This is a genomic window from Actinophytocola sp. (assembly GCF_009379765.1).
In the GTDB taxonomy this organism is placed as follows: Bacteria; Actinomycetota; Actinomycetes; order Mycobacteriales; family Pseudonocardiaceae; genus Actinophytocola.
In genome coordinates this window covers 1-10,751 of sequence record NZ_WHTD01000230.1, presented here as the reverse complement: position 1 = coordinate 10,751, position 10,751 = coordinate 1, and the positions used below count along the sequence as shown (strand labels likewise).

Sequence of the window (10,751 nt, the reverse complement as noted above, 5' to 3'; positions counted from 1 at the left end):
GTCTCGCGGATCTTGGATCGTGGTATTCGCGCCCAGATGCCCCCTGGCCGCGTTGTCGGAAGGCCCGAATACAACCCGGTATGAGCGACCTTCCGCCGCCTTGCCAGGAGCCATCTGGATCACGAATCCCATCGACCAAGACCCACGAGACACGACCTAACCGCCGAGGCGGTCGGCCAGGTCTTCGACGTAGTCGCGGGTGAACTGGGTCGGGTTGCCGGAGATCTGAGTGCTTCCGCCGGCGATCGCCTCCTGGATCTGCGGGGCGGACAGCACGGTCGTGTCCAGGACGATCGCGACCTGCTTGCCGACGTTGGCGGCGGTGAAGTCGGCCCAGGCTTTGGTTCCGGACTCGGAGAACGCGACGTTCAGTACCCAGCTTTCGTCGTACTGGCCGGCCTCCGCCCTGGCTTCGGTGATGTCCGTGCCGGTGAGGAAGCTCGGGCCGAGCAGGTAGGCGGTCTCGCCTTCCTCGTCGCAGGTGAGCAGTGGCAGCGCGGCGTCGTCCTCGCCGGCCAGCGGGTCCGGGGACGCGCAGTCGAGGGCGGCCAGCGCGGCCTGCGCGGCGGCCGGGTCGTCCGGGTCGATCCGCTGCCGCTCGTTCGGCGTGCTGGTGGGTGTCGTGCTGGTGGTCGGCGTCGCGTCGGTGGGCGGTGGGCTGGTGGGCGCGGTGCCGGTGGGCGCCCCGGCGGTAGGTGTCCCACTGATCGGCGCCGACCGCAGGACCGGCCGGAACCGCAGCGCGTCCGGGTCGCCTTCCGGCGCCGTGGCGCCGGAGGTCCCGCTCTGCCCGGCGCCGGCGACCTCGGCGGTGCACGCGGCGCACGCGAGCAGCAGCGCGGCCGCGGCCACGAAAGTGATGTGTCGCACGGAAATCCTCCCCGGTCCGTCGGGAGGATATCAACTGCGCAGGGACGCGCGGGCCCGCTTCAGGAACTCCTGTTCGGCCGCGTTGTCGGTCCGCGCGATCGCCGCCTCGTACGCCGCGGCGGCCTCGGCCGGCCGGTCGAGCCGGCGCAGCAGGTCGGCCCTGGCCGCGTGGAAGACGTGGTAGCCGTCGAGGGACAGCGACTCGACCAGCTCCAGCCCCGCCGCGGGACCGGAGACCTCGGCCACCGCGATCGCCCGGTGCAACGCCACGACCGGTGTGGGCGTGAACCCCAGCAGCTGGTCGTAGAGCTGGACGAGCTGGCCCCAGTCGGTCGCCCCGACGGACGCGGCGTCGCTGTGCACGGCGTTGATCGCGGCCTGGATCTGGTAGGGCCCCGGCTGGTCGCGCCGCAGGCACTGCCGCACCAGACCCTGCCCCTCGGCGATCAACGCGCGGTCCCACCGGGACCGGTCCTGGTCGGCCAGCCGCACCAGGTCGCCACCGGCCCCGACCCGGGTCGGGCGGCGGGACCCGGTCAGCAGCATCAGCGCCAGCAGGCCCGTCACCTCCGGCTCGTCCGGCATCAGGTCGGCCAACAGCCTGCCCAGGCGGACGGCCTCCGCGCACAGGTCGTCGCGCACCAGCTCGGGACCGGAGCTCGCCGTGTAGCCCTCGTTGAAGATCAGGTACACCACCGCGAGCACCGACCGCAGCCGCGCCGGCAGGTCGGCCTCGTAGGGCACCCGGTACGGGATGCGGGCGTCGCGGATCTTGCCCTTCGCGCGGACGAGGCGCTGGGCCATCGTCGACTCCGGCACCAGGAACGCCCGCGCGATCTCCGGGGTGGTGAGGCCGCCGAGCAGCCGCAGCGTCAGCGCCACCTGGGCGGCGGTCCCGAGCGCCGGGTGGCAGCAGGTGAAGATCAGCCGCAGCCGGTCGTCCCGCACGGCGCCCACCTCCTCCGGTTCCGCCTCGGCGTGCAGCAGCGCCGCCTCGGCGTGTTTGTCCGCGCGCGACGCCTCCCGGCGCAGCCGGTCGATCGCGCGGTTGCGCGCGGTGGTGATGATCCAGCCGGCGGGGCTGGCCGGCGGCCCGGTCTCCGGCCAGCGCCGCGCCGCCGCGGCGAACGCGTCCTGGACCGCCTCCTCGGCGACGTCGATGTCGCCGAACACCCGGACCAGCACCGAGACCGCCCGGCCGTGCTCCTCCCGGAAGACCCGCTCGACGTCCCGGCGTGGGTCAGCCATTGATCGGGCGGACCTCGATCCACAGCGGCTCGAGCACCGACGCGAGCCGGCCCGCCCACACGAGTGCCGCGTCGAGGTCGGGTGCCTGGATGACGGTGAACCCGCCGAGGTACTCCTTGCCCTCGACGAACGGGCCGTCGGTGGTGAGCACGTCGGACCCCTTGGACTGCAGGACGGTCGCGGTGCTCGGCGAGTGCAGCCCGGCGCTGAAGACCCACACGCCGGCGTCGCGCATCTCCTGGTTCAGGGTTGCGAGGTTCGCCATGATCGGGTCGAGCACCTCGGGCGGCGGCGGGTCGCCCTCCGGGGTGTAGATGCTCAGCAGGTACTGCTTCATCGCCCGCTCCGTCGGTAGGTCGCCAGGATCACGCCGGTCGTGGTGGTCACGCTATCGACCAGCTGGAGCGCCGCCACCGGAGCGCCGTCGGGGAACAGCCTGCGGCCCTGCCCGAGGACCAGCGGGTGGATCGAGAGCACGTACTCGTCGACGAGGTCGTGGCGCATCAGCGTCTCGTGCAGCTCGCCGCTGCCGAGGACGACGATGTCGCCGCCCGGCTCGGTCTTGAGCTTCGCGACCCTCTCGGGCACGTCGCCGTCGATGAGCGTGGAGTTCTGCCACGGGAGGTCGGCGCGGGTCCGCGACACGACGTACTTCCGGGTGTTGTTCAGCACCTGGACGATCGGGTTGTCGGCGGGCTGGTCGGGCCAGAAGCCGTGGAAGTCGTCGTAGGTTCGGCGGCCGAGCAGCAGCGGGCCGGAGTCGGCCATGTGCCGGCCCATCACCCGGCTCATCACCTCGTCGGCGTAGGGCACGGCCCAGCCGCCGCGGGTGAAGCCGCCACGGGTGTCCTCGTCGGCCCGGCCGGGGGCCTGCATCACGCCGTCGAGCGTCAGGTTGTCGACGACCACGATCCTGCGCATCGCGCGTTCCTTCCGTCGGAGGGTGTTTGCCTCCTACACGAACGCGGTCGGGCCGGATCGACACTCCTCGACGGGGGACTTACGAGTGGTGCCCCTCCCGGGAGCGGGCCGGGAGGGACACCACGATCTCGTCGGGCCCGGGCCCACCCGGGGCTTGGGGGCCGGCGTCATCGGACTCGACGAGCGACGTCGGCGCGGGGGGTGTCGCCGCCGACGCCGGGTCTACGGCGTTGCGGACGTGAATCGGGGCGGGCGTCGGCGCGCAACGCGTCACGGCGCGATCGGTCCCGATTGCCAACGACAGGGGGAGCGTGGTTGGGCCGATCGGCCTAGCGGCCCTCGGTCTCGGTGGGAATGGGCAGCTCGCCGGGGTCGACCTCCGGCACCGACGGGAGGGCGCGCGGTCGCACCTTCTTCTCGTCGTCGTGGGACTTGCCGTTGCCGTCGTCCCGGTCGCGGTCGTCTCCGTCGCCATCGTCGTCACCGGTGCCGGCGCGGTTGTCGTCGTTCGCCGTGTCGTCCGGTTTGCCGTCCTTGCCGTCGGGCGTGGGTGGCGGCGGCTTGATCGGGACGTTCGCCGAGGACGTCGCGGGTAGCTGCGGTTTCGGCAGCAGGTCGCGGACGGTGGCGATGTCGAGGCGCAGCCGCCGCGCGTCCGCCGGCTCGTGCACCTTGACCACCAACGAGTCGGCGACGGCGAGCAGCCGCTCCGCCTCGGGGTAGTGGCCCCGGCCGGCCTCGGTCCGGGCGTCGGACACCGCCTGGATGGCGCCGTCCCGCGCGACCCGGGACTCGGCGAGGTCTCCGTAGACGGCCCGGGTGACCGGCCACAGTGGACTGTCCGGGCCGGCGTGCGCGGCGGCGACGGTCACCGTTCCGCCGGCGATCAGCACGGCCGCCGCGGCGCTCGACGACACCCGCGCCGTCCGCCTCCGGTTCGGCGCGCCCCGGCGCCTGCTCGCGTGCTCGCGGCGGCGCCGCGCGGCTCGTCTGCCGGTGACGGTGGCCGTGACGGCGTCGAGCAGGTGCCTGTCGGTGGGGCCGGCGTCGGGCAGGCCGGCCCGCCAGCCGGCGAGCATCTCCTCGACGTCACCGTCGGCGGGCGCACCACGGCCGAGCTGGTCGAGCAGCTGGTCGTCGTCGCGCAGGGTGGTGAGGTCGGGGTGGTCGGCGGTCATGCGACCACCTCGTCCGGGGCGTGCTGGCGGGCCCACTCGCGGAGCCGGGCGAGAGCACGGGACTGGGTCATCCGGACCGCGGCGGGCGACTTGCCGATGACCGCGCCGACCTCCTCGGCGGACAGCCCGGCGGCGACGCGCAGCACGATGATCTCCCGCTGCGCCGCGGTCAGGTCGTCGAGCAGCGGCAGCAGCCGGCGGGACAGGTCGGCGGTGACCGCGTGGCGCTCGGGGCTCCAACCGTCGTCGATCGGCTCGGGCACCGTCTCGATCGGCCGGGTCGTGGCGGCGGATGCGCCGCGGTGCGCGTCGGCGACCTTGTGCGCGGCGACCCGGTAGACGAACGCGGTGAACGGGAGCCCGCGATCCTGGTAGCGGGGCAGCGCCTCGAACACCGCCAGGCAGACGTCCTGCGCGACGTCGTCGGGGGTCTGGTCACCGCGGCCGAGCGAGCCGAGGTGCGCCCAGCAGTACCGGAGCACCCCGGGCCGGATCCGCGTCAGCAGGTCCGCGGCGGCCTCGGGATCACCGCGTCTGGCGCGCCGCGCGAGCTCGTTGTCGTGCGTCACCACCGTCATCGCCCTCTCCTGGGCCCCCTTGGCCATCACCCTATCGATGATCAGCGATCCGGAGGTAACGACGACGCGCGGTCAGGCCCGAACCTTCTCCGTCACCACCACTTCTCCGTCACCGGTGACCGTCCCCAGTGCGGCGAGGCTGAGGTTCGCATACAGCTCGTCACCGTCCAGCGGGATCAGGGCGCCTTCACGACCGCGTCGATCTCGACCTCGCAGCCCCTCGGCAGCGCCGCCACGCCGACGACGGTCCGCGCGGGCCGCGGCTCCGGCCACAGGTCGACGTACTGCTCGTTCGCGGCGTCGCGCAGGCTCAGGTCGGTGACGAAGTAGGTCAACTTCACGACGTCCGCCAGCCGCGCGCCGACCGTGGCCATCCGCTCCTTCATCTGCTCCAGCGCCGCGTCGACCGCCGCCCGGCCACCGGACACGATCGTGCCGTCCGGCCGCACCGGCAGCGAGCCGGACACGAAGACCAGGCCGGCCGCGACGACGGCGGGGCTGTACGGATGCTGCGGATCAGTGCTCACCGACCACCTCCCATGGGTTCGCCCCGATCATGCCGTCGCCCGCGCCGGTCTGCCGCGCGTCGTGACCGACATCGCCCCCGACATCGCGCCCGTCGAGGTGGAGCGCGTCGGCGACGAGGTCGACCGCGCTGCGTGCGGGGTCGCGGGCGGCGCTGTTGTAGACCTGCTCGGTGGTGTCGATGCTGGTGTGCCCGACGTCGGCCTGGACGTGGACGAGCTGTGCTCCGGCCTCGACGGCGGTGGTGACGTAGAAGTGGCGCAGGGCGTGCGGGTGCATGGCGCCTGCGACGTCGCGGAGTGGTTCGCCGGCCGCCGTCGCGAGCCTTCTCAGCAGCTGCCAGACGGTCTGGCGCCGGTAGCGGCCGCCGGTGCGGGTGAGGATCAGCGGCCGGCTCGCGCGGGGTCCCCGGGTGGCCGGCGCGGTGCCCGGCTCGTCGGTGAGCCGCAGGTAGTCGGCGAGTGCCTGCTCGGCGGCGGCGTGCAGGTAGACGACGCGGGTCTTGCCGCCCTTGCCGTGCACGCGCAGCGCCCGGCGCCCGCGGGTGACGTGCAGGTCGGCCCGGTCGAGGTCGCAGAGCTCGCTGACCCGCAGCCCGAGGGTGAACAACGCGACGACGGCCTTGGCGCGGGCGGTGTCCTTGGGCCCGGCGCCCTGCCTTCTCGCGGCGGCGGTCTCGTAGAGGGCGCGGACCTGTCCCGTGGTGAGCACGACCGTGCCGGTGGTGGTGCCCTTGGGTTTGGCGAGGCCGAGTCTGCGCCTGTCGAGACCCGCGGGGTTGCCGTCGGCGAGCCCGGTGTCGGCGAGGTGGGTGTAGAGCGCCTTGACGGTGGCGAGCATCCGGTCCCGGGTGGCGACCGCCGCGCCGGCCTCGTCGAGCGCGGCGAGCCAGCCCTTGACGTGCGCGGAGGTGGCCGCGAGCGGGTCGATGCCGTGGCCGGCGCACCACCGGAACCAGTGCAGGTGGCGGAACCGTCCCCGGGCGGCCGGCGGGGGAGTGCGCCGGGCGTCGCCGCTCGCCGTGCCCGCTGTCGCATGCGCTGTCGTGCCGAGCGCGGCGGCGTAGCGGGTGACCGCGGTCGTCCACGGGTGGTCGGTGGTGCGGAGCCAGCCGCGGAGGTCGGCGGCGCTCGTGGGGAGGCCGAGACCTTCGGCGTAGGTGCGGCGGGTCGCGGCGTTGCCGTAGCCACCCAGCCAGTCGGCGATGGCCCCCAGCAGTTCCGCGGGGTCGCCGACGCCCGGCCATGGGCCGTCCTCGGGCGCCAGGTCGGCACCGCGGGCCGCCATCTCGGTCACTCGGGCAGCTTAGCTACAAAAGCTCACTTCTGTAGCTGACTTCGATTATGGTTACATAACCATTAGCCAGGTTGGTAGTTATAGAACCATCTACTAAGGTCTTGGATCATGAGTAATGTGGTCGATGCGGACATTTCGGGCCTCTGTGGCTTCAGCCGGTGCCGGGCGCCGCTGCCCGGGCCGGGCCCGAAGGGCGGGCGTCCGTTCGCCTACTGCCCGGACCGCTCCTGGCCGGGTGGGAAGACGTGCAAGCAGCTCGCCGCCGCGCAGGACGCGCTGGCCGAGGCGCTCGGCGAGCGGGGGAGTGCGGAGGTGCTGTCCGCGACCACCACGTTCACCGCGACCGCCGACCGCGTCGCCGGCCCACTGGCCGAGGCGCTGGCCGCCGCCGAGGCGCTGCGCGGCACGCTCGCCGAGGAGATCGAGGCCGCCACCACCCGGGCCGGGCAGGCCGAGACCACCGCGGCGACCGAACGCGGCCTGCGTGAGACCGCCGAGGCCGACGCCGCCGACACCCGCGCCGCCGCGGAGACCGCCGTGCGGGAGGCCAGGTCCGCCGCCGAGGCCGCGACTCGCGAGGCGCATGCCAACGCCGAGGCCGAGATCCACCTGGTGCGGGCTACCGCGGAAGCGGACGTCCAGCTGGCCCGCACCGAGGCCGAGACCCTGGTCGACCGGATCCGCGAGGCCGCGGCCGCCGAGGTCCAGGCGGCCCGCGACGCCGCCCGGGCCGAGGTTCAGCGGATCCGCGAGACGACCGACGCGGAGGTGCGGCAGGCCGACGAAGCCGCCGAGACCGCCGCGGCCGAGGCCGAGAGCCACCGCCTGGACCGCGACCGCGCCCGCGCGGAAGCCCGTGCCGCCAGGGAGTCCGCCACTCGAGCGGACCTGGCCAAGGCCCGCGCCGAAGGCATCGCCACGACGAACGCGACCCGCGCCGCGTCGGCCGAACGCCAGGCCGCCGACGAGCGCACGACGGCCGACGCGGCGACCCGCTCCATGGCCGAGGCCACGACGACGATCGCGACCCTCACCGCCGAACGCGACAGCGCCACGGCCGACCGCACCCGGCTCGCCGAGCAACTGGCCGCTGACGCGCGGGCGCACGACCCTCGGCTGACCGCCATGCGCGAGGTCCTCCTCGACCCGACGAACCCGGCCGACGACCTCCGCACCCGGCTGCTGGCGGTACTGCTGGGATAGACCCGCTCAGCGCACAAGGCGGAGGCGGGGCCTGGGGTTGGGTATGCCGATCAGCTCCCGCAGGCGCGGGAGTCCGATGTGGAGCCTGCCGGCCAGCAGGGGCAGCGGCAGGCCGTGGTCGGCGCCGAGCTCGACGGCGCGGCGGAGCAGGGCGGGCTGCTCGCCGGCGTAGTCGGCGTGGATCGGTTCGTGGGTGCGCCATCCCAGGGCGGTCAGGGTGGCCATCGTGCGGCGGACGGTGGAGTCGGCGTACGCGCCCAGGTCCTTGCCGCGGTACAGGAGCGCCGCCACGGACACACCGTAGCCGTCGGCGATCTCCTTCAGCACCGGGATGTCCACCGGCGACGGCAGGAGGGGACGGATCTCGGCGGCCGGCATGAGGAACTCCGCCGCGAAGGCGTTGGCGTGGCGTTCGTGCTGGGGGGAGCCGGGGGCCGGGTCCGGATGCAGCAGCAGGTGGCCCAGCTCGTGTGCCACCGAGAAGCGGCGGCGCATCGGGTTGCCCTTCTCCGACAGCGCGATCACCGGGCGCCCGTGCAGCGCCGCCGAGAACGCGTCGATGGCCACGCTGTCCACCGCGGGCATCCCGGCCACGACGATGCCCCGCGCCTCCAGGTTTCGGACGAGGTGCACGACCGGCCCGGTCGGCAGGTCCCACGCCTTGCGGACCGTGCGGGCGGTGCGCACGACGTCACCGTGCGGGATGCCCAGGGGGAGACCCAGGTCGACCGGCGGCAGCTCGATCACCTGGTCCAGCTGGTCGGTGATCTCCCACAGCAGCTCCACGTGCGCGAGCGCCTGCTGGCGCTGCACGGCCGTCGTCGCGCGAAGTGAGCGGAAGTGCGCGTGGGTGGTGTCCAGGCGCAGCTGCGGCCGGCCCGCGGCGAAGAACCCGACGGGTACGTCGAGCGCGGAAGCGCAGCGGGACAAGGCATCGGGGCTCGGCCGGGACTGACCCAGCTCGTACTGCGACACAGCCGCCGCGGTGCGCTCGATCAGCGCGGCCAGTTCGCGCTTGCGCAGGCCGGCCAGCTCGCGGGCCATCGTCAGCCGGGCGGGGGCGAATGCCTGCGCGACAGCGGCGGCATCCGTGGACACGACGAAACCCCCTGAACGAGCCGATACGGAACAGCGCCATCGTCGTCGAGCACGGAGAGTGGCGCCAATCGGGTGAAGCGTGACGTGACAGCGTGACGTTACTCAGTGGCGGCCGGCGCCTCGGCACGCGGTCGCAACGGCAGCATCGGCTGCGGCAGCCCGAACGCGTCCGGCGCGAGCCGGCCGGCCGGGATCTCCGGCGTGAGCCCCGAGACCATCTCCCGGAGATCGACGCGCCAGTCCCATCTGATGTGGTTGTCGTCCTGCAGCACGCCCTGGCCGACCCACACACCGCTCAGCCCGAGCGACTCGGTGCCGTTCCACGGCAGGAACAGCAGCTCCCTCCCGGACAGCCACGCGTCCCGCCGGCTGAGCAGGCCTTCGTCGTCGCCCGCGCCGAACAGCTCGCGGCGCAGGTCGCTCGCGTCACCGAGTGACCCGTCCGGTCCGGCAGGCATGAGCAGCTGGTACAGCCCGACCTGCGGCAGCTTCAGCAACACCGACTGGAACGCCGCGTCGACCTCGAGGCCCGGCAGCTCGCCGATGAGCGAGTCCGCGGTGGCCCGGAGGTACTGGTAGCGGTCGGTGCCGAAGCTCGTGTTGTTGTCCCAGTTGCCGCGGTGGGTGTTGCGCCGCGCCGGTTGCAGCTCCGTGGCGGCCTCGTGTGCGTCCTGCAGCCACTGGCAGACGACGTCGATGAAGTCGCCGACCGGTACCGGACGGAGAAACTTGGTGAGGAGGTCCACGTGTGCTGGGTCGTTCACCACGTACGACTCCTCTTGATCGGCGGGTCCGGTTCCGGCTCGCTCACTTGATTCTCACTCGGAAACCAGTCATCCGGTGGGACCTCCACCGGCGTGTCGCGACGCAACCGTGCCGAACACCTTTTCCCGACGCCGATGGTGTGGTCGGATGATCACGTCCAGTTGCTGTGACACATTGGAGGTAAGTGTGACAAGAACACGATGGGTAGCCGCGTTAGCCGGCGCGACACTGGTCGCGACCGCGGTCGTCAACGTGGTCGTCTCCCCGCAGGCCAGTGCCGCGCCCGCGTTCCAGATGCCCTTTCCCTGCGGGCAGACGTGGCAGGGCCAGACACGCAGCGACCACAGCCCGGCCAACGCGGTCGATCTCAACCGCACGAACGACCTGGCGACCCCGTGGTCGCCTCCGCCGCGGGCCGGGTCTCGCGGGTCGCGAACGAGGGCAGCACGAGCTACGGCCGGTGGATCGAGATCGACCACGGCAGTGGTTGGACCAGCCGCTACGCCCACCTCTCGGTACAGCGGGTGAGCGTGGGCCAGAAGGTGTCCCGCGGCCAGCGGATCGGCGACGTCGGCAGCACCGGCGGCTCCACCGGCCCGCACCTGCACTACGAGCAGCGCTCCGGCGGTGCCGCGGTGAGGATCGTCTTCAACGGCAGCCAGATCTTCTACTGGGGCACCCGCAGCTACACCAGCCGCAACAGGTGCGGCGGCGCGAACCCATACACCCCGCAGGAGGTCTGCGGCTCCGGCTACTCGGTGATCGACTCGGCCGCGCTCGGCTCGGCCGGGCGGGTGTACCTGCTGTACAAGGACGGCACGAACTGTGTCGCCACGATCAAGGCGACCTCGATCGGCACGCCCTCGGCCACGTCCGCCTTCCTGCAGGTGGAGGGCGCGACCAGGACGACCGACTCCGGCTCGTTCGCCTACTACGCCGGACCGGTCCGCAAGTCGGCCCCGGCGAAGTGCGTGAAGTGGGGCGGCTCGGTCGGCTCGGCGAGCTACACCAGCCCGTACGAGCACTGCGGCTGATCTGCGGTTGAGCGGTCGCCGGCGTGGCGTGCACG

General features: G+C 73.1%; 11 protein-coding genes and 1 pseudogene. 2 read left to right on the top strand and 10 right to left on the bottom strand.

Translation table 11 applies throughout. The features are described from left to right. Positions 1–156 precede the first annotated feature (156 nt). From GEV28_RS39835 to GEV28_RS39800, 8 genes are all read right to left on the bottom strand, one after another. On the bottom strand, positions 157–870 hold the full coding sequence (locus tag GEV28_RS39835; RefSeq protein WP_291419150.1) for a precorrin-3B C(17)-methyltransferase: 714 nt from the start codon (positions 868–870) through the stop codon (positions 157–159). A 30-nt stretch (positions 871–900) separates the two neighbouring features. Continuing rightward, positions 901–2,118 (bottom strand): sigma-70 family RNA polymerase sigma factor, encoded by a 1,218-nt coding sequence (locus GEV28_RS39830; RefSeq protein WP_291419148.1) that lies wholly within the window; start codon positions 2,116–2,118, stop codon positions 901–903. After that, positions 2,111–2,455, bottom strand: a complete 345-nt coding sequence (locus GEV28_RS39825; protein ID WP_291419146.1) for a YciI family protein — start codon at positions 2,453–2,455, stop codon at positions 2,111–2,113. The genes GEV28_RS39830 and GEV28_RS39825 overlap by 8 nt, the downstream gene beginning before the upstream one ends. Beyond that, a complete protein-coding gene (locus tag GEV28_RS39820) occupies positions 2,452–3,039 on the bottom strand; it encodes a dihydrofolate reductase family protein (protein ID WP_291419144.1) in 588 nt (195 codons plus the stop codon). The genes GEV28_RS39825 and GEV28_RS39820 overlap by 4 nt, the downstream gene beginning before the upstream one ends. 329 nt (positions 3,040–3,368) lie before the next feature. Next, positions 3,369–4,217 carry a hypothetical protein gene (locus GEV28_RS39815; RefSeq protein ID WP_291419142.1) on the bottom strand — a complete coding sequence of 283 codons (849 nt, stop codon included), beginning with the start codon at positions 4,215–4,217 and terminating at the stop codon, positions 3,369–3,371. Further along, positions 4,214–4,795 carry an RNA polymerase sigma factor ShbA gene (shbA, locus tag GEV28_RS39810; RefSeq protein WP_291419140.1) on the bottom strand — a complete coding sequence of 194 codons (582 nt, stop codon included), beginning with the start codon at positions 4,793–4,795 and terminating at the stop codon, positions 4,214–4,216. The genes GEV28_RS39815 and shbA overlap by 4 nt, the downstream gene beginning before the upstream one ends. Positions 4,796–4,971: 176 nt before the next feature. Next, on the bottom strand, positions 4,972–5,322 hold the full coding sequence (locus tag GEV28_RS39805; RefSeq protein WP_291419138.1) for a RidA family protein: 351 nt from the start codon (positions 5,320–5,322) through the stop codon (positions 4,972–4,974). Then, complete coding sequence (locus GEV28_RS39800) at positions 5,312–6,607, bottom strand: tyrosine-type recombinase/integrase (RefSeq protein WP_291419154.1); 1,296 nt, start codon at positions 6,605–6,607, stop codon at positions 5,312–5,314. The genes GEV28_RS39805 and GEV28_RS39800 overlap by 11 nt, the downstream gene beginning before the upstream one ends. Positions 6,608–6,724: 117 nt before the next feature. Here GEV28_RS39800 and GEV28_RS39795 point away from each other — a divergent pair, with 117 nt between their 5' ends. After that, a complete protein-coding gene (locus GEV28_RS39795) occupies positions 6,725–7,819 on the top strand; it encodes a hypothetical protein (RefSeq protein WP_291419136.1) in 1,095 nt (364 codons plus the stop codon). Positions 7,820–7,825: 6 nt separating this feature from the next. On the opposite strand, the gene GEV28_RS39790 is transcribed toward GEV28_RS39795, so the two are convergent. Together GEV28_RS39790 and GEV28_RS39785 are read right to left on the bottom strand one after the other, a co-directional pair. After that, the gene (locus GEV28_RS39790; RefSeq protein WP_367115284.1) at positions 7,826–8,917 is read right to left on the bottom strand and encodes a helix-turn-helix domain-containing protein; all 1,092 of its coding nucleotides are present in this window, start codon (positions 8,915–8,917) and stop codon (positions 7,826–7,828) included. 98 nt (positions 8,918–9,015) lie between these two features. Then, complete coding sequence (locus tag GEV28_RS39785) at positions 9,016–9,684, bottom strand: hypothetical protein (protein WP_291419134.1); 669 nt, start codon at positions 9,682–9,684, stop codon at positions 9,016–9,018. A 184-nt stretch (positions 9,685–9,868) separates the two neighbouring features. Between GEV28_RS39785 and GEV28_RS39780 the strand changes: the two are divergent. Further along, positions 9,869–10,716 (top strand): annotated as a pseudogene (locus GEV28_RS39780) (M23 family metallopeptidase). Positions 10,717–10,751: the final 35 nt, after the last annotated feature.